General features: G+C 59.9%; 13 protein-coding genes. 4 read left to right on the forward strand and 9 right to left on the reverse strand.

What is annotated here, in order from left to right:
- Positions 1–111: 111 nt before the first annotated feature.
- Together HYZ49_21100 and HYZ49_21105 are read right to left on the reverse strand one after the other, a co-directional pair.
- Entirely contained in the window at positions 112–1,485 is a 1,374-nt protein-coding gene (locus HYZ49_21100) for an L-seryl-tRNA(Sec) selenium transferase (protein ID MBI3244784.1), read from the reverse strand.
- The gene (locus HYZ49_21105; protein ID MBI3244785.1) at positions 1,475–1,873 is read right to left on the reverse strand and encodes a hypothetical protein; all 399 of its coding nucleotides are present in this window, start codon (positions 1,871–1,873) and stop codon (positions 1,475–1,477) included. The genes HYZ49_21100 and HYZ49_21105 overlap by 11 nt, the downstream gene beginning before the upstream one ends.
- Positions 1,874–2,055: 182 nt before the next feature.
- Here HYZ49_21105 and HYZ49_21110 point away from each other — a divergent pair, with 182 nt between their 5' ends.
- Genes HYZ49_21110 through HYZ49_21125 form a run of 4 tightly spaced genes read left to right on the forward strand, consistent with a single transcriptional unit; the run spans position 2,056 to position 5,928 of the window.
- A complete protein-coding gene (locus tag HYZ49_21110) occupies positions 2,056–2,244 on the forward strand; it encodes a hypothetical protein (protein ID MBI3244786.1) in 189 nt (62 codons plus the stop codon).
- Positions 2,241–2,516, forward strand: coding sequence for a YgiT-type zinc finger protein (locus tag HYZ49_21115; protein MBI3244787.1), 276 nt, complete (start codon positions 2,241–2,243; stop codon positions 2,514–2,516). Before HYZ49_21110 ends, HYZ49_21115 begins: the two co-directional genes overlap by 4 nt.
- An 8-nt stretch (positions 2,517–2,524) precedes the next feature.
- Complete coding sequence (locus tag HYZ49_21120; protein ID MBI3244788.1) at positions 2,525–4,447, forward strand: ABC-F family ATP-binding cassette domain-containing protein; 1,923 nt, start codon at positions 2,525–2,527, stop codon at positions 4,445–4,447.
- 23 nt (positions 4,448–4,470) lie between these two features.
- Positions 4,471–5,928, forward strand: coding sequence for an LCP family protein (locus HYZ49_21125; GenBank protein ID MBI3244789.1), 1,458 nt, complete (start codon positions 4,471–4,473; stop codon positions 5,926–5,928).
- A gap of 73 nt (positions 5,929–6,001) precedes the next feature.
- Here the strand turns inward: HYZ49_21125 and HYZ49_21130 are convergent, their stop codons facing one another.
- From HYZ49_21130 to flgN, 7 genes are all read right to left on the reverse strand, one after another.
- The gene (locus HYZ49_21130) at positions 6,002–6,940 is read right to left on the reverse strand and encodes a DUF4115 domain-containing protein (GenBank protein ID MBI3244790.1); all 939 of its coding nucleotides are present in this window, start codon (positions 6,938–6,940) and stop codon (positions 6,002–6,004) included.
- Positions 6,941–7,085: 145 nt separating this feature from the next.
- Positions 7,086–7,637: a 50S ribosomal protein L9 gene (locus HYZ49_21135; GenBank protein MBI3244791.1), complete on the reverse strand. Its 552-nt coding sequence runs from the start codon at positions 7,635–7,637 to the stop codon at positions 7,086–7,088.
- Positions 7,638–7,743: 106 nt separating this feature from the next.
- Positions 7,744–11,658: a GAF domain-containing protein gene (locus HYZ49_21140; GenBank protein ID MBI3244792.1), complete on the reverse strand. Its 3,915-nt coding sequence runs from the start codon at positions 11,656–11,658 to the stop codon at positions 7,744–7,746.
- 248 nt (positions 11,659–11,906) lie between these two features.
- Positions 11,907–16,463: a PAS domain S-box protein gene (locus HYZ49_21145; protein MBI3244793.1), complete on the reverse strand. Its 4,557-nt coding sequence runs from the start codon at positions 16,461–16,463 to the stop codon at positions 11,907–11,909.
- Positions 16,460–16,840, reverse strand: coding sequence for an STAS/SEC14 domain-containing protein (locus HYZ49_21150; protein ID MBI3244794.1), 381 nt, complete (start codon positions 16,838–16,840; stop codon positions 16,460–16,462). The genes HYZ49_21145 and HYZ49_21150 overlap by 4 nt, the downstream gene beginning before the upstream one ends.
- A gap of 266 nt (positions 16,841–17,106) precedes the next feature.
- Entirely contained in the window at positions 17,107–17,940 is an 834-nt protein-coding gene (locus tag HYZ49_21155; protein ID MBI3244795.1) for an LLM class flavin-dependent oxidoreductase, read from the reverse strand.
- A gap of 109 nt (positions 17,941–18,049) precedes the next feature.
- Positions 18,050–18,487, reverse strand: a complete 438-nt coding sequence (gene flgN / locus HYZ49_21160) for a flagellar export chaperone FlgN (protein MBI3244796.1) — start codon at positions 18,485–18,487, stop codon at positions 18,050–18,052.
- Positions 18,488–18,540 lie beyond the last annotated feature (53 nt).

Consider the following 18,540-nt stretch of genomic DNA (forward strand, 5'->3'; position numbering starts at 1 on the left):
TATGCTATGATGAACATCGGAAGCCTCCAGGAATAGGTTTGGACACACCACTACCTTACTCCTGAGGCTTCCTTTATTGTAAATTGTTAAGTCGGGCTGGCGCTTGTCGCGCTAACCATTTCTTGGACACGAACTAGTTACAGCTTCGTTCAGCGCCGCTTCTTCGCTCTCGCTCACAGTGCGCGGATCAAACACAACCAGATCACCTTCGACGCGGGCGATGATAGGCGTCGCCAGACCCGCGAGGTCTTTAAGACCTCGCGGGTCTCTGAGGCGAGCCAGAAATTTGTTGGGCGATGACACAGATACAGCCGCCAGCTTGGTGGGAAGCGTCTCGCCGGGCAAACTGCCGCCGCCGACGGTGGATTGGCCGTCAATCACGGTTCCCCCCCAGGTGGCGGCCCAACGTTCGGCCCGAGTTTCAATCTCACTCAACGGCATCGAAACCATGCGCCAGATCGGAATCTTGCGCGCCGCTTCGTCTTTGAGGTAATGCAGGAGCGTGGCCGAGAGCGCGGCCAGTATCAACTTGTCGGCGCGGACAGCGCGGGCGAGCGGATGCTTTTTGAGTTTTTCGACGAGCGCCTTTCCGCCAACGATGACGCCCGCCTGCGGCCCGCCCAACAGTTTGTCACCGCTGAAGATAATGATGCCTGCGCCGCCCTTCACACTCTCTTGCACCGTTGGCTCGTGAGCCAGGCCGAAGGTTGCGGTGTCGAGCAATGCGCCCGAACCGAGGTCGTCAATGACGGGCAGATCGTGTTGGCGGGCAATCGCCGTCAGTTCATCCAGCGTTGGCTCGGTGGTGAAGCCGATGATTTTGAAGTTGGAGTGATGGGCGCGCAGGATGGCGGCGGTCTTGGGCGTGATCGCGTCGCTGATGTCGTGAGGATGAGTGCGATTGGTGGTGCCGACTTCCACGAGTTTGGCCCCGGACTGTTTCATCACCTCCGGCACCCGGAATCCGCCGCCGATTTCGACGAGTTGCCCTCGCGAAACGATCACCTCTTTGTTTTTGGCCAGCGCGGTGAGCGCAAGCAAGAGGGCGCAGGCGGCGTTGTTGACGACGAGGGCGGCTTCTGCGCCCGTGAGCCGCGTGAGCAGAGTTTCGGCATGAACACTGCGACTGCCGCGCGCGCCTTTGGTCAAATCGTATTCGAGGGTCGAATAATGTTGAGCGACGGCGGCGATGGCCGCCGTCGCTTCATCCGAGAGAAGCGAGCGCCCGAGGTTGGTGTGGAGGATGACGCCGGTGGCGTTAATGACGGGGCGCAGGCTGGGCGCAGCCAGGCTGGCGAGTTGAATCCGGGCCGTTCCCAGAATCCGATCGGGATCAGGAGTCGGTTGACCGGATCGAACGGCGGCGCGGGCCGAGTCCAATGATTCGCGAAGCGCGTCCACCACCAGAGGCCGTCCGTAGTCGTTGATGAGGTCAGTCGAAGATTGAAGCAGGCTCTCGACGCTGGGCAGGTCTCTAAGAGCCATCGGGCCTCCAGCGGCTTCGGGCGCGCAAGAGGAGGAAGATTTCGATGGCGACGAGGGCGGCGGCGAGGAGGAGGGCGGTGGCCCAGTTGAGGACGCGGCCCAACTGCAGCCAGGCGCACGTTGCCCCGAACAACCCGACCCAGATGGACTGGCGCAGAAGCACGCTTTCGGGCGGCAAGGTTTTGCCAAAGCGCAAATTGAGGTAGCGGGCGAACGGGATGGCCGTGCCGGTGAGGGCTGTGAACCAGACGGCGAAGAACAGCCAGCGCGGGCCGACGGTTGGGATGGTGAAGTTGGTGAGGTAGATCACGCCCGCCCAGCCGGCGAGGGCCAGAAACCAGGCGGCGAGGGTGAGGCTGAGGGAGGGTGAAGCCGGGGAGTCTTTCATTGGTGGTATTATACTTGCTTGAGAATATTGTATGGCAACCACTTCAAAGCTGAATCTTGAAAACATCCGCAGGAAGATCAGGCGTGGCAAGTTTACGGTTTATAAACACGCAGTTGAAGAAGCCATGAAAGACGGCTTGACAGGAGAATGACCTTTTATATGTAGCGCTCAATGGCGAAGTAATTGAAGATTACTCTGAGCGGCAACGTTGTTTATTGTTCGCCATTACGCCCAACGACCTGCCTGTTCACGTTGTGATAGATTACAGGCCCGAAGAGTTGGAGATAGTGACAATTTATATCCCGGACAAGCGTGAATGGATCAGTTTCAAACGGCGCAAAAAGCCTGTTAGAAAGCGAAGAAAATCATGAAAACACATACATGCCCTAAATGCGGTTCGGTTACTCGTTTACGAAAGACCACACTTAATTTTGAGCGCGAGGGCTTTCACGTTCGTATTGAAGGAGTCGCCGCCTATCGCTGTGTGGCCTGCGGCCACGAAACATTGCCCGGCCCGGTGGCGGTGGCAGTGATGAATCTATTCGACCAGGTCTTCAAAGCAACAAACGCCCTTCGCAAAGCGGGGGCGTTGCCTGCGCCGGACATTCGTTTGCGATTCCCGGCAAAAAGGGCTACGGCTTGAAGCTGTAGATGTCTCTCCTCACCTTCTCCTCTCTCTCCAAATCCTACGGCCCGCACGACATCTTCCGCGACCTGAGCGGGGCGGTGCCGCACGAGTCACGCGTTGGCATTGTCGGGCCGAACGGCATCGGCAAGACGACTCTGCTGAGACTCTTCGCCGGGCTGGAAGACCCGTCGGGCGGAGGCCTGCACCGGGCGCGCGGCCTGCGGGTGGGCTACTTGCCGCAAGAGGCCGTGACCGGCTTGCTCGAAGACGACAACACCCTCTGGCAGGAAATGCTCACCGCCTTTGCCAACTTGTTGGCTGATGAGGCCGAACTGCGAACTCTGGAGGCCGATATGGTCGACCCAGCCAAATTCGATTCGGCAATGGAAAAGTACGGCCACTTGCAGGAACAGTTCGAGCATGGCGGCGGCTACACTTACGAGACTCGCGTCAAGCAGGCCCTCGACGGCCTCGGTTTCGCCGCCGACGATTATGGGCGGCCCATTCAACAATTCTCCGGCGGGCAGAAGACGCGGGCGCTGTTGGCCCGCCTCCTGCTCGAAAATCCCGACCTGCTCATCCTCGACGAGCCGACCAACCATCTCGACATCGCCGCCGTGGAGTGGCTGGAGAAGTTTCTAAGCGAGTGGCCCGGCTCAGCCCTCATCGTTTCGCACGACCGCTACTTCCTCGACGAAGCGGTGAACAAAATCTGGGAGATCAGCCCGGCGCGCATTGACGAATACAACGGCAACTACAGCGCCTACATTCAGCAGAGAGCCGAACGGCGCGAGCGGCAGTTGTTCGAGTACGAAGCCCAACAAGCCTTCATCGCTAAAGAGGAAGATTATATTCGCCGCAACATTGCCGGGCAGAACACGGCCCAGGCCAAAGGCCGACGGCGGCGGTTGGAACGGCTGAAAGCCACCGAAGACGCAGTCGTTGACCGCCCGCGCGAACTCGATACACTCAAGCTGAAGCTTGACACCAGTTTGCGCTCCGGTGACCGGGTGCTGGAAACGCATGGCGTCGTCATCGGCTATCACGACGACGGCAAGCCGCTGTTCGCCGCGCCCGACCTGCTGTTGTGGCGGGGCGAAGTGGCCGCCCTCATCGGCCCGAACGGAACAGGCAAGACCACGTTCCTCAAAACTCTGCTCAACCCGCTTCGCGTGCCGCCGCTCAAAGGCAAAGTCCGGCTCGGCTCAAGTTTGAAGATCGGCTACTTCGCCCAGGCCCACGAGGGCCTGCAAATGGAGCGCACACCGATTGAGGAGATTCAGTCCGTGCGCGAGATGCCGGTCGGCGCGGCCCGCGATTATCTGGCTAAGTTTCTGTTCACCGGCGACGATGTGTTCAAGAAGGTGGCGGTGTTGTCGGGCGGGGAGCGGGGGCGGGTGGCCCTGGCGAAGCTGGCCCTGGAAGGCGCAAACTTCCTCCTGCTCGACGAGCCGACCAATCATCTCGACATTCCCTCGCAGGAAATTCTCGAGGCGGTGCTGGCCGACTTTGAAGGCACGATCTTACTCGTCTCGCACGACCGCTTCTTGATTGACGCCCTGGCGACGCAAATCTGGTCGCTGGAGGCCGGGCGGCTGGAGACGTTCAAGGGGAGTTATCGGGAGTTTGTGGAGTTTAGAAGCCGGAAGTCGGAGGTCGAAAGTCAGGAGACAAAAGACGACCGACGAAAGACGAAGGACGACAAAAAGAGAGCGGCGGTCGCCAATCGTCCATCGCCTGAAGAGCGTCGTCGGGCGCAGAAGACTGAGGAGTTGGAGCTAATCATCGAGTCGCTCGAAAAGCGGCTGGCCGAGCTTTCGGCGGAACTGGAAGCTGCCGGGGCCGATGTGGCTAAAGTGCGAACGCTGGGCGAAGAATACGCGCAGGTGGAAAGCGACCTGGCGGCCCGGCTGGCAGATTGGGAACGACTCTTGCAAGCAGTGTAAATGTTATAATCTTCCCCTGTTCTATGGAAACACGTCGCACCACTTCTAATCGCGCTCGCGTCGCGCCGCGTAAGCGCAGGCGTCCGACTCTGCCGCGCTGGGCGTTCGCCGCCCTGGCCGCGCTCTTCCTGCTCGCCACCGGCGTCTCAGCCCTCCTCATTTTCACCACCGTCCGCGACTTCGTCGTCGCTCTCGGCCCGTCCGGGCCGAACCTCAACCTCCCAGCGGGCACAACTGTCGCCAACGTTACCCCCGGCCCAAATGGGCCGGGTGGCGGCGGCCAGCCAGTGGTCATTCCGCCAATTCAGGCGCAACAATGGAACGGCACGGATCGCGTCACCGTGCTGGTGATGGGCATTGACCAGCGCGCCGGGGAAACCGACACTGCTTATCGAACCGACTCGATGCTACTCCTCACCCTCGATCCGGTGGGCCGCACCGCCGGCATGTTGTCCATCCCCCGCGACCTGTACGTGGAAATCCCCGGCTTCCCCGACCGCGACAAGATCACCACCGCCAACTTCAAGGGCGACGCTTATCACCTGCCCGGCGGCGGGGCGCAGTTGGCGGTAGACACCGTCCAACTCAACCTCGGCATCCGGGTGGACTTTTACGTCCGCGTCAACTTCACCGCCTTTGAATCGCTCGTCAATCAAATCGGCGGCATTGACATCAACAACCCGCAAGAGATCAACGACCCGGAATACCCCGACTGTTGTTTCGGGTACGACCCCTTCTACCTGCCCGCCGGGCAACAGCACCTCAACGGGGCCACCGCCCTCAAGTTTGCCCGCACCCGCCACACCACCGGCGACGACTTTGGCCGGGCCGAACGCCAGCAGATCGTCGTCATGGCCGTGCGCGACAAACTGCTCAGCGCCGACAACCTGCCGGCGCTAATCGCCAACGCGCCGCAGTTGCTGGCCACGCTCCAGGGTAGCTACACCACCAACCTGTCGCCCGAGCAAATGCTCAGCCTGGCCTTGCTGGCCAAAGACATCCCGCGCGAGAGCATCACCTCAGCCGTGATTGATCAGCAGTACATCGCCGACTTTTACACCACGGCTGACAACCAGCAAGTGTTGATTCTCAACATCGAAAAGTTCCGCGAATTGCGCGACACGATGTTCTACACACCCCTGCCGCCGCAGTTGAGCGTGCCGAACGCCTCCGGCTTGCTGGCCAACGAAGCGGCCAGGGTGGAAGTGCAAAACGGCTCGCTCACACCCGGCCTGGCCGCTTCGGCCTCTGATTACCTCATCGCTCAAGGGGTGAACGTCGTTCAGGTGGGCAACGCCGATCGTTCGGATTACGCCTCGACGATCATCATTGACTACACCGGCAAGCCCTACACGGCCAAGTGGCTGGCCGACACCTTCCACGTCTCGCCCTCCAGCATCCTCTCCGGCAACAACCCCGGCAGCCAGGTGGACGTGCGCCTCATCCTCGGCGCGGATTTTGTTTTGCCAGGCACTCCCTGACAATATCCAATACGCAATACACAATACCCAAGAGCATTCTGTTGGGTATTTGGTATTTGATATTGTGTATTGCTTAGGGTCTCGGCGTGCGCGAGGGCGTGAGGGTAAGTGTCTCCGTCGGCGGCGTGGTGGAGGTGGGCGTGTCGGATGGGGTGGGCGTCTCTGACGGGGTGAGGGTGATCGTCGGCGTCAGGGTGATCATGCCGGTTGGCACATACTGGCGGCTCACCACTTCGGCAAAGCCGCCCATCAGGCCCAGGTCGCGTTGATTGAGAATGACGCGCACGCCGGCCCCATTGCCGGTCGTCACTTCCACCACCGACTTGCCCGCAAAGTCCTGCCGGTCATCCGGCAGCAACAATCCCTCGAACGTCAGCGCCCCATCCACCACCACCCGCACAAACGTCCGCTGCGTGATCTCCAACGTGAGTTGAACGTCCGAGAAGCTCACCACCGGCGGCGGCGGCGTAAGTGTGGCGGTGATGTTGGCGATGAGGGTGGGCGTGGGGGTGTCGGTGGGGCCGATGAGTTCGGCGGTGGGCGTCGTCTGCGACGGGTTGGTAAAGTTGGCGATGAGGCGCGAGCCGCCCCAGGCAAAGAAGCCAACGATGACGACCAGGACGAACAGCCCGATGAGAATATCGGGGGTGAAGAGCCGCCGGGCGCGGCGGGCGGCGGCGAAGGGCGAGGCCGGTGTGGCTGAGGCGGCTTCCCCGGCTGGTTTTTGAATCTTTCTCCCGCCCGGCAGAATGGCCGGCAATCCCAACCGCCGGGCCGGTTTCAACGCCTCGTCCAATTGGGTGAGCGTCTGTTCGGGATTGAGGCCCAGGTGCCCGGCATAGTTGCGCAGGAAGCCTCGGGCCTGTAGCGGCGAGGGCAACGAATTGATGTCACCCGATTCAAGCGCCGCCAAATACCTGGCCCGGATCCGGGTGGCCCGTTCCACTTCTTCGAGCGTCCAGCCGCGAGCTTCGCGGGCGGCACGCAGGGTTGCGCCCAGTGCTTCAAGCATGGCAAGAGGGTAGACGAATTTTGCCCAACCCGCAAATCTGGTTAACCACAGAGACACAGAAAGCACAGAGAGAAAAAAGCAATGTTATCTCTGTGAACTCTGTGTCTCTGTGGCGCAGGGCAATTTGGTAAATTGCCCAACGGGCTTACTCGGCGGTAGGCGCTTCTTCTTCTGCCGGGGCAGGGGGTTCCGCTTCAAGCGCGGCTTCGACAACTGGGGCCGGGGCCGGAGCGGCGGGCGCTTCGGGAGCCTGGCCTTCGCGGTGGATGATCACGGTGACGTTGGGAACCAGGTCGGCGGTGAGGCGCACCGGCACTTTGAACGTGCCCAGTTCGCGCAGAGGCTGGTGGCCGACGTTGCGGCGGTCAACCTTCTCGCCGCTCTCTTTTTCAATGGCTTCGGCGATCATCTGGGTGGTGATGGAGCCGTAGAGTTTGCCGGTCTCGCCGGCTTTGGCCGGGAAGCGCAGGCTGAGGCCGTTGAGCTTTTCGGCCAGCCCGCCCAGTTCGGTGTTCAATGCTTCGCGGCGCTTGGCGGCGGCGGCCCGCAGAGTCTCAGACTTAGTCAGCGCCCCGGCGGTGGCCAGCGCCGCCAGGCCGCGCGGAATTAAGTAGTTGCGGCCATAGCCGTCGGCTACTTTTTTCACGTCCCCGGCGTGGCCGAGTTTATATACGTCTTTGAGAAGTAAGACCTTCATGGAGTCAAGCCCTTTCATTGCTTGGAGAGAATTTTCGGGCGAAGGGTACAACGCCCTGATTGGCAGGCCGGAATTCTACCACATTTTTGATTCGGTCGGCTAATTATTAATTATTAGGCGGCAATTCAAAGATGGCGGTGAAGTGGAAAGCGCTGCCCAGCCCTGGCTCGCTTTCCACCCACAAGTGACCGCCAAACTTTTTCACCAGTTTCTCCGAGATGGCCAATCCCAGCCCGGTGCCGCCGTACTTGCGGGTGGTGTGGCCATCGGCCTGAACGAATGGCGCAAAGATGAGGGCCTGCTTGTCTTTAGGGACGCCAATGCCGGTGTCTTTCACCACAAAATGGAGAACGATCTTGGCGGCAGATTCCCGTTCTACTTGAGCCTGCAGAGTCACTTCGCCCCGTTCGGTGAACTTGATGGCGTTATCCAGCAGGTTGAGCAGAACCTGCCGCAGGCGCGTCGGGTCGCCTACGAGGATCGGAGGCGTGTTGGCGTTTAGCGAATGTGAGAAGCGCAGGTTCCTGGCCGCGGCCCGCGAGGCCAGGGTGCTCATCACCTGCTCAAGCAGGGCGGGCAATTCAAATTTTGTATGCGCCAGCGTCAGCCGGTCGGCCTCGATACTGGACAGATCGAGAATGTTGTTGAGAAGCTCGAGGAGGGTTTCGCCGGAGGCATGAACTTGTTGCAGGCTCTCGCGCTGTTCAGGGTTCAGGTCGGTGTCGAGGATCAGTTCGGTGAGGCCAAGCACAGCCGTGAGCGGGGTGCGAATTTCGTGGCTGGTGTTGGCCAGAAATTCGCTCTTGGCGCGGTTGGCGGCCTGGGCGGCCACGGCCAGTTCGTTGGCGTTGAGCAGAGCACGCTCGAGGTCGGCGTTGGCGATGGCCAGCGCGGCCTCAGTTTGTTTGCGTTCGGTGATGTCCTCTTGCACCGCCAGAAAGTGAGTGATCGCGCCAGAAGCGTCCAGGATGGAGGAAATGGAGGCCAGTTCCCAATACAGTTCGCCGTTCTTCTTCTTGTTGTGAATCTCCCCCCGCCACTCGCCCCCGGCGGCGATCGTGTCCCATAGCTGTTTGTAAACTTCTGGCGGGGTCCGGCCCGACTTCAGAATGCGTGGATTCAAGCCCTGAACCTCCTCGAAGGTGTAGCCCGTCACGTGGGCGAATCGGGGGTTGACGTACTCAATGTTCCCAGCCGTGTCGGTGATTATCACCGAGGCCGGGCTTTGTTCGACGGCCCTGGATAATTTGCGAAGCTGTTCCTCGGCCTGCTTGCGCTCGGTGACGTCGCGATAGTTAAGGACGACACCGGCCACGCGCGGGTTGTCGGCAAGGTTGTGGCCGATCACTTCAAGATTTCGCCATTGCCCATTCTTGTGCTGAATGCGAATTTCCACCGTTTCAATTACGCCTGAAACCTGAAGGTTTTGGGCAAAGACAAGGGCAACCGGAAGGTCGTCGGGATGGATGAGGCTGGGCGCAAGCACATGTTGGCCCACATAGTCGGCAGGTGAGTATCCAAGTATCCGCTCAAAAGACGGACTCTGGTAGCGGATAACGCCTTCCTTGTCCACAATGGTGATGCCCTCGGCCGCATTTTCAATAAGCGCCCGGAAGTATTCCTCGCGGTGTTCCAGAGATTCAAACAGCCGGGCATTGACAATGGCGACTGCCGCCTGATCAGCAAACAAACTCACTAATTCCAGATCGGCCAGGCCGAATCGATTTGGGCGATTGTCATTGGTGGTGATCACCCCCAACACTTTCCCCTGCCACTTGATCGGCAGGGCCAGCACGGCCCGGAAAGGCGCTTGCTCATAAACGGCGGCCCGGCCTTCCCACTCATGATAGTCGCCGATGATCATCGGCTCGCCGGTTTGGGCCACCTTGCCGGAGAGTCCTTCGCCCAGACGCAGGCGATAGCCGGTGTAGTCACGATCGTTGTTATAGCTCACCACCAGTTCCAGGGTTTGCTCGTCGGGTAAAAGGAGATAGAAGCCGCCCATGGGCGCTTCCAACAGCCGCGCGGCGCGTTCGGTAATCGTCCGTAGCAAGGCCGGCAGGTCAAGTTGCGCGCTCAGGGCCAGACTGGTTTCGTGCAGGGCCGTAAGCGCCGCGACGCGCTGGCGGTTGGCCTCGAACAGCCGGACGTTCTCAATAGCCACTGCCGCTTGATCGGCAAACAGGCTGACCAGTTCCACATCCGCCGGGCTGAAACGATCCGGGCGATGATCCATGATGTTGATCACGCCCAACACCTTCCCCTGCCACTTGATGGGCACGCCGACCGCCGCCCGAATTGGCCCCGCCGCATAAGCGCCTACCCGGCCGGGCCACATCTGATAATCGCCCACTACCAGCGGGTTGCCGCTCTGAGCCACCTGGCCCGAAAGCCCCTCGCCCAGCCGCAGGGGGGTTGGCGCAATGTCAGGCTGAGGGTTATAACCGACGATTGGCGCCAATGTCTGCCCGTCGGGCTGAAGCATTTTTAGCTCTCCCATCGGCGCTTCCAACATCATCGCGGCGCGCTCGATAATCGTCCGCAATAAAGCCGGCAAGTCGAGTTGCGCGCTCAGGGCCAGGCTGGTTTCGTGCAGGGCTGTAAGCGCCGCGACGCGCTGGCGGTTGGCCTCGAACAAGCGCGCATTCTGAATCGCCACGCCCGCCTGCCGCCCGACCAGCTGGGCCATGGCCAGATCGCGCCGAATGAAACGCCGGTCCGGGTTCAGGTAAAACAGCCCCAACACGCCCAGGCAGGCCTCGCCGACGACGACGGGAACGCCGATGAAGGCGCGTATCCCGGCTGTCACCCAGTCTGGCAAGGCTTGCGGGTGCGCTCTGTAGTCGTCGAGCAACACCGGCTCACCGCTCAGGACAATTTGCCAGGCGATGCCTTTGCCCCTGGCCAGCGGTTGCAGGGTAAGCGATTCACGGAGGTTGAAGATAAAAGGAAAGGTGATCGTTTGGCCGTCGCCTGTGACCAGGGCCATCGCCCCGGCCTCGGCCCCAATCAGTTCGGCGGCCAGGCGCACGACGGTTGAAAGGACGGTCGAAAGCTCCAGCGCGCCGCTGATCAGGCGCGCTACTTCGTTGAGGCGTTGCTCCCGGGCCAGAATCTCGGCCACCTCGGCGTTGTAGTGAGCCAGCGATTCCTCCATTTGGCGGCGCGCAGTAATATCGAACACGTAACCGTCGTAGTGCGTGCCCGTCTCATCTCGAGTCACAAGCGTGAAATCGCCAACCCACCTGACTTCTCCATCAGCGCGGATGATGCGGTAGACCTGGCTGAACGATGGCGCGTCGGAAGCGTTATTAGCTCTCACCTCCAGCGCAATCCGATCCAAGTCGTCAGGATGGATCAGTCTGGCATAGGGAAGCCGGCCACTGGTGAAGTCTTCTGCCTGGTAGCCCCACTGCTCGGCCACATTCGGCGAGATGTATTTCACCGGCCAGTTTTCGTTAGCCGACCAACTTACCACGACAACCGGCCCATGCTCAAACAGCTTTTGTTCCCGTTTCAGCGCCGCCTCCGTCTGCCGGCGTTCGGCAACGTCTGCCTGCAACACGGCGTTGACGCGGGCCAACTCGGCCGTCCGCTCCCTTACCCGGCTCTCCAACTCGTCGCCCGCGCGGCGCAATGCCTCCTCGGCGCGCTGGCGTTCGGCGATCTGTTCTTTGAGAGCTTCGCGTTCGGAAATCAACTCGCGGGATTGCTGTCTCACCAGGCGGAGCAGGTCGCTCAGCCAACCGGTGACGACTCCGATCATCAATCCGGCCAGGATGCCGGGCCAGAGCCGGATCATTATTTCCGGGCCGGATTGCCCGGCCAGGTTGAATAACAGGCTGGTCAATGGAATGTTTAGCAATGCGGCCCAAAGTCCGCCACGCAGGCCAAAGAGCCAGGCCGTCACCACCACCGGCACTGTCACCAGCGTGGAGGCCGCATCGCCCGCAACAGAAAACGCTGGCGCAAATGCCAGCGTATATAAAACCCAGGCGCTCACCGCAAGTATCAGACGCATACGGAATAACAGAACTCTGGAGGGTGGAGAGCCGGGTTTCATACGTGCGTCATCCTTTGGACAAAACGGCTCTACCAGATTTAACGTGAAAAATTTTTTAGAGCATGGACGCTTTGCGTCCGCGCCCATTTCCCGCTAAAAACGGGAGAACTGATTTTAATTTTAGCACACCGGGAAGCGCCACAGCCGTCACGATTCTTGCGCGTGTGCAGGCAAAGGTTGATGCTGTCGGTTATTCTGACAGGCACTTAGCCTGTCAGCCGCTCGACCACATGATATAACTCTGAGGCTTTCACCGGCTTGGCGAGATAATCGTCCATGCCAGCCTGCAAGCACCGTTCGCGGTCACCGCTCATGGCAAAGGCGGTGAGGGCCAGAATGGGCACGTGCCCGCCGACGACCTGCTCGTGGGCGCGGATGGCGGCAGTGGCGGCCAAACCGTCCATGTCGGGCATTTGCAAGTCCATCAGAATCAGGTGAAAGGTTTCTTCAGCCGCTCGTTCCAGGGCCTCCCGGCCGGTGCCGACCAGCGTCACCTGCCAGCCGCGTTTTTTTAGTATGCTACTAAGAACGATCTGATTGGCCGGGTTGTCTTCCACCAATAAAATATTGAGGGGATATTCTTTGATTGGGCCGGCTTCCTCGACAGGCGCTTTTTCAACAGCCTCCGGTTGGCCGGGCCAGGCCGGCAACGCGAACAGGGCCGTGAAGTGGAATGTGCTACCTTCGCCGGCCCGGCTTTCCACCCACAGCAGGCCGCCAAATTCTTCTACCAGCCGTTGCGAGATCGTCAACCCCAGCCCGGTGCCGCCGAACTGGCGAGCAATGTGGCCGTCGGCTTGAGTGAACGGCTCAAAGATGATGGCTTGCTTGTCCTCCGGAATGCCAATGCCGGTATCACGAACGGTAAAGCGCAATGTAACTTCGTCGGCGGTCCGGGCTTCCACCCGCGTGCGTAAGGAGACTTCGCCGCGTTCGGTGAACTTGATGGCGTTATCCAGCAGGTTGAGCAGAACCTGCCGCAGGCGAACCGGGTCTCCCACCAGAACCCGAGGGGTGTCTACACCCAACGAGTAATTGAAATCCAATTGCTTGGCGGCGGCGCGGGCGGCCAGGGTGGTCGTCGCCTGTTGAATGAGGGCCGGCAATTCAAATTCCACCTTATCCAATTCCAACCGGTCGGCTTCGATCTTGGACAGATCGAGGATGTTGTTGATCAATTCCAACAGCGCCCGGCCCGAAGTGTAGACTTGCCCCAGCCAGGCTCGCTGTTCAGCCGTCAATTCGCTGGCCAGCGCCAGCTCGGTGAGGCCCAGCACGGCGGTGAGCGGGGTGCGAATCTCGTGGCTCATGTTGGCCAAAAACTCGCTCTTGGCCCGGTTGGCGGACTGAGCGGCCACGGCCAGTTCGTTGGCGTTGAGCAAAGCCCGCTCCAGGTCGGCGTTGACGATGGCCAGCGCCGCTTCGGTCTTTTTGCGTTCGGTAATATTTTCTTTCACGGCCAGATAATGGGTGATCCGGCCCTGCTCATTCTTGATCGGCGAAACGGAGGCTAATTCCCAGAACAGTTCGCCCCCCTTCTTCTTGTTGCAAAACTCGCCCCGCCACTCGCCGCCGGCAGTGATCGTGTCCCACAACTGCTTGTAGTCCGCCTCAGGCGCATGGTCCGCTTTGAGAATACGCGGGTTCTGGCCGATGGCCTCTTCGCTGGTGTAGCCGGTGACTTCGGTGAAACGGGAATTGACATATTCGATATTGCCCTCTTTGTCGGTGATGACAATGGAGACCGGGCTTTGCTCCACGGCGCGCGACAACTGGCGCAGTTGGACTTCGGCCTGCTTCCGCTCGGTGATATCTTGCGCCAGAGCGATCAGGACCTCCTGGCCGAAATAGGAGCCTTTGTACAAACGGACTTCTTTGGGGAAGGCCTCGCCGTTGCGACGCCGGCCCCAGAATTCAAAAAGCTGTGGTTCGCCGGCAAAAGCGCGCTTAAACAACTCAATTATTCTTTCCGGGTCATTCTTGCCGGGAGCCGACAAGAATTCGGGCGTCTTGCCGATGAAAAATTCTCTGGGATAGCCATACATTTCAACCGCGCCCTGATTCACGTCCAGGAAGCGCCCGTTCCAGTCTTGGATGTAAACGGCTTCGGCGACGCTGTCGAAGAGGCCGCGATAGCTGGCTTCGCTCTCGCGCAAGGCCTCTTCCACTTTCTTGCGTCCGGTAATGTCTTGCATGACACCAATGGAGCTTTTGGGCTTTCCGGCCTCGCCTAAAGCCAGCGAGGCCCGGTTGCGGATCCAAACCGCGCGGCCATCGCGGGTGAACACCCGGTACTCCAAGTCCAGCGAACGTTGTTCAGCATCATTTTGCCTGACGTTTGCCAGAACATGGTCCCGATCGTCCGGGTGAATCTGTTTGAGCCACAACTTCTGGTCGGTCAGCCACTCCTCGGGCGTGAACCCGAGAATCTTTTCTACTTGAGGACTGATGTAAGTGGTGCGGTTGACCTCGCCAAACTCGACGATATAAATGATGGCCGGCATTTGCTCGACCAGGGTTCGGTATTTCAGTTCTGCCTCGCGCAGGGCTTCCTCGGCGCGCTTGCGTTGTGTAATGTCTCGGACAATGGTCAAAACCAGGCCCGACTCGCCGAGAGGCGCGGCGGCAATTTCCACCGGGATTCGCCTGCCGTCGCGATGCGCATCCAGGCCTTCAAAGGGTTGCCCGGCTCTGGATCGCGCCACCTGCTCTGGAACTACAGTGGCGAGTGGCCGCCTGGCTTCCGGCGCCTGCAGGTCTGGCACCTTCAAGGCCAGCAGTTCCTCCCGGCTGTAGCCGTGCATATCGCAGGCGCGTTGATTCACGTCAATAATATCGCCCTGCAGGTTCTCCAGATAAATGGCGTCGCCGGCTTGCTCAAACAACTGCCGATAGCGAATTTCGCTATCCTTCAAGGCCGCCTCAGCCTTTTTGCGCCCGGTGATGTCCTCGATTGAGACGAGCACCTTAGACAGGTTTTGTTCGTGGCCCGGCATCACCGACCAGCGCAGGTTGATGTCAATTCGATTGCCCGCCAGATCAAGATTGACGCCCTCACCGGCAAATTCCGTCCGGCCCTCAGCCAGGGCCATTAGCTCTTCGACAAATATAGATTGGGTCTCGGCGACAAAAACGCGGCCAGCCTGGGCCAGGAGAGTCTCCTTCGTGTCGGCCTGATACAGTTTCACCGCAGTTCGATTCACGTCCACAACCCGAATGCAAGACATGGCCTGGGCAACCTCTGCCGGGTGTTCGCTCAAATAGGCCTTGAGATCAACGCCGCTTTGCGCCCGGAAAACATCCAGGTATTGATTGACGGCAGAGAAATCCTCTTCCCACAGAGCCACCGGCGAATCTTCAAAAAGGCCGCGATAGCGTTCTTCATGATTGCGCAACGTTTCTTCGGCCCGCTTGCGCGCAATCGTAAATGCGATCTGACCGGCAATGGTCTCAGCCAACTGCAAATCTGCTTCGGTGAACTGGCGCGGGTTGTTGTAGTACAACATGAACTTGCCCAGCAACTGTCCCTGGTGCGCCAGCGGGAAGAAGCCCAGGGCGCGCACACCTTCGGCCAGGATGACGTTGCGAAGGCGGCCCAGGCTGGCGTCTGCTTCAACATCGGGAACGAGAATGGGGCGGGCGTTCTGCTCGTCAACCTTCCAGGGCGAGTGGCCATCCACCGCCTGCCGATAAGCGTCCGACAAACCGGCCCAGGCTCGGAAGCGCGCCACCCCTTCCGAATCAAACAACAAAATTGAGGCGCGATCCACATTGAGGACTCTCTGCAAAGCGCACAATGCTTCTTGATAAATCTCCTCTTCGGATTCAGCCTGGCTGACGAGGGTGGTCATCGTGTGAACAGCGCCCAGTTGATCGAGGCGCTTCTGCAGAGTTTCTTCTACTCGTTTGCGTTCGGCCAGTTCGGTTCGCAGTTGGTCGCTGATGTTCGCCAGTTCGGCGGCGCGCCGGCGCTCGGCGGCGTATAGCCGCGCGTTTTCAATGGCAGTGGCGGCCTGGCCGGCGAAAACAGAAAAGGCCGGCACACTGTCTTCTGTTAAATAAGCTCCCCACACTGCCAGCAGGCCTATCACTTCTTCGTTGACGATCATGGGCAGATAAATGGAAGGGGACTGGGGCGCAACGTTGAACAGGCGAATGCTTTGCTCCAGGGCCGGGCGCGGAAGGTGGCTGAGCGCGGCGGCGACAAACGACACCGTGTCTGGCATGAACAAAGGCCGCCTGTGGGCCGGCGTCTCCTCTGCCGGCCAGTTCTCGCGCGGCACTCGATAGCCATAAATTTTGAACCCCAACAGTTTTTCAGCCGCTTCGACCCTCTCCGGTTGAATGGATGTGTAACGCACGATCAAGGTGTCAGCATCCGGCTCCGCCAACGCAATCGCGCAGAACACATCCAGTCGCTTGAGTTCGTCGCCCAGCGCAACCATTGCCTGATCCGGATCCGAGGTGGCGGCGATTCGGGCTGTAGCCTGGCTGAGGGCGGCGATGAAGTGGTTGGCTTTTTCCAGTTCGCGAGTCCGTTCCTGCACCCGGGTTTCGAGGTTGGCGTTCATTTCAGTCAGGGCCAAAGTGGTCGCCGACAGTTCTTCCCCCAGCATATTCAGCCCGGCAATGATGCCGTCCAGTTCGTCGTTTTGGTTAGAGGGCGCGCCCCGGGCCTGTAACCGACCGGCGGCAAGTTGCATGATCTGTTCAAAGATGGATTCGATGCGGGGATCCGGCGCGGGCAAGGCGGTTAATTTCATGGCAAAAACTCCTTGAGCCACGCCAGGGCCTCTTCTTCAGAGGCGAACAGGGCAATCGGAATTGATGGCCGATTGAGGCCGATAAAAAAGTTGCCAATGATCCGGCTGACTGGCGAACCCACCAGCAAGGCGCTGGCTTGCCTGAAGTCTTGAAATTCCGGATAAGAAGATTGCAATCGCGCTTCGCGATCCACGGCCCTAACCAGGCGGATGTCGGCCAGCACCGGGGGTTGGCCGTCATAGCTTTGAACAGCCAGCACCATCTCTTTGGCGTCTTTCAAAGTGATGTGCGCGTTGGGAAGTATCTCCAGCCGGACGATACTGTCTTCTTCCTGCCAGACACGGGCTTTGGAAGTATGAATGACCTTGCTTTCCATAAACGCTCCCTCTGATGCTTCAAATGGCAGAGCATCTGTCAGCCATTTGGGAGAATTGCGATAGGCCACTGGCAACAAGAGCGAAACTGTTCCGTTTTATAATGCTCGATTCTCGCTCACTGACTAAGACTTTACCAGTAATAAAGGTCAGATTTCAATGCGTACTATGTCACTGGGCTTATCCGAATTCTAGCACCTGACAGGCCCGGCAAGTTTTATGTTCTCCTTCGTGGCAAAGAATCCCGTTCAGGCCGGAAGGCCCAAAATTATTCCGGGCGCGGCGGCCCCTGTTTAATTCGCTTGAGAATAACCTTCAGCCCTTTTGCGCTTCGCGGCGCGCCCCACATCGCCTCAATCCACCACGTCGCCCCGGCCTTCGCCCACTCGCGGACGATGACTGTCGCCTTCCCGGGATCGTCGCCCGGCGTTTCGCCCTCCATCACAATTTCAAATCGCCCTTTCGCTTTGCGATTGGCCTTCACGTAAGCCTTCATCTCACGAATGTCGTCGAGCGCGGGCGGGCGGTGCTTGCCCTCGTCGGTCATCACGTTTGGCAATAAGCCATCATAGCGCAAAACACGTTGCATTGACTTCAAGCGCGGCCATGCGCCCACGACCCAAATTGGAATGCGCGGCTTTTGCCTGGGATGCGGCGGCACGGCAAATGTAGCCGGCTTGATTTTGTAATGCTTGCCTTCGTAGCTAAATGGCTGGCCACGCCACAGGCCGGTGATGATGTCCAGCCCTTCGTCGAGCAGTTCGGCCCGAGTCTTGCGGTCAGTCACTTCGCCGAATGACTCGAAGCCGGTATCGGTCGCGCCCAGCCCGACGGCCAGAATGACGCGGCCTTTCGAGAGATTATCGAGCGTGGCCGTCTTGCTGGCCAACTCCCAGGGCCGCATTCGCGACACGGGTGTGATCATCGTGCCTAGCCGGATGCGCTCGGTGCGCATGGCCGCCGCCGTGAGCGACACCCAGGCCTCAATGCCCCACACCGGCTCCCACACAAAGAAGCCGTCCCAACCTGCTTGCTCGGCCTCGTAAGCAAAGTCTGCCGCGGTGCGGGCGTCGCCGTAAGGAAGAACAAAGCCGAATTTCATGCGAAGCCTCCTTCAAAGACTCAATCGCCCCGACTCAGCGCCGGGGCGATTGTTTTGATTCTAACATCTGAAGGACGAGTTGCAAGGGAATTGTGGCGGCCATTACACCTCAGGCGTCGTCAGAAGCCAGGCCCAGGAGAAAATCGCGCAGGGTTTCATGGCGGTCGAGGGCGGCCTGCAACAAGGCGCGGTTGCCCATATTGAGTGAGCGGGCATATTCCAGGTGCGCCTTAATGCCGTCGCGAAGCGTGCTCAGTTCGCGGGCGGTTTGACGATCCATGTGGCGCAAAATCTCATCGAAAGAGATATGGTCAGAGGCCAGGTTATGCTCAGCCGCCCAGGCCGAGGCCGCCTCGTCGCGCGCGTTCTCCAGCGCGGCCAGGTCGGCCAACTGTTCCTCTTTCTCACGAATTACGTCAGCCAGCGCGGCCAGGTCGTCGTCTTGCAAGGCGCTCCGTTCGCGGTCGGCCAGGGCGGCGATCACTTGCGTGGCGCGCAGTTCGGCAGTGAGAGCTTCTTCGAGGGCGGCAAAGGTTGGGTCGGTCATGCGTCGAGAATGAGAGCCAGGCCGGTGAGGAGGGCGACCGTCATGCCGCCAAT

Source organism: Chloroflexota bacterium (genome assembly GCA_016197225.1).
In the GTDB taxonomy this organism is placed as follows: domain Bacteria; phylum Chloroflexota; class Anaerolineae; order Anaerolineales; family VGOW01; genus VGOW01.

Coding starts and splice junctions, on each gene's coding strand:
- HYZ49_21100 (MBI3244784.1), bottom strand. CDS start 1,485: ATGGCTCTTAGAGACCTGCCCAGCGTCGAGAGCCTGCTTCAATCTTCG.
- HYZ49_21105 (MBI3244785.1), bottom strand. CDS start 1,873: ATGAAAGACTCCCCGGCTTCACCCTCCCTCAGCCTCACCCTCGCCGCC.
- HYZ49_21115 (MBI3244787.1), top strand. CDS start 2,241: ATGAAAACACATACATGCCCTAAATGCGGTTCGGTTACTCGTTTACGA.
- HYZ49_21120 (MBI3244788.1), top strand. CDS start 2,525: ATGTCTCTCCTCACCTTCTCCTCTCTCTCCAAATCCTACGGCCCGCAC.
- HYZ49_21125 (MBI3244789.1), top strand. CDS start 4,471: ATGGAAACACGTCGCACCACTTCTAATCGCGCTCGCGTCGCGCCGCGT.
- HYZ49_21130 (MBI3244790.1), bottom strand. CDS start 6,940: ATGCTTGAAGCACTGGGCGCAACCCTGCGTGCCGCCCGCGAAGCTCGC.
- HYZ49_21135 (MBI3244791.1), bottom strand. CDS start 7,637: ATGAAGGTCTTACTTCTCAAAGACGTATATAAACTCGGCCACGCCGGG.
- HYZ49_21140 (MBI3244792.1), bottom strand. CDS start 11,658: ATGCGTCTGATACTTGCGGTGAGCGCCTGGGTTTTATATACGCTGGCA.
- HYZ49_21145 (MBI3244793.1), bottom strand. CDS start 16,463: ATGAAATTAACCGCCTTGCCCGCGCCGGATCCCCGCATCGAATCCATC.
- HYZ49_21150 (MBI3244794.1), bottom strand. CDS start 16,840: ATGGAAAGCAAGGTCATTCATACTTCCAAAGCCCGTGTCTGGCAGGAA.
- HYZ49_21155 (MBI3244795.1), bottom strand. CDS start 17,940: ATGAAATTCGGCTTTGTTCTTCCTTACGGCGACGCCCGCACCGCGGCA.
- flgN (MBI3244796.1), bottom strand. CDS start 18,487: ATGACCGACCCAACCTTTGCCGCCCTCGAAGAAGCTCTCACTGCCGAA.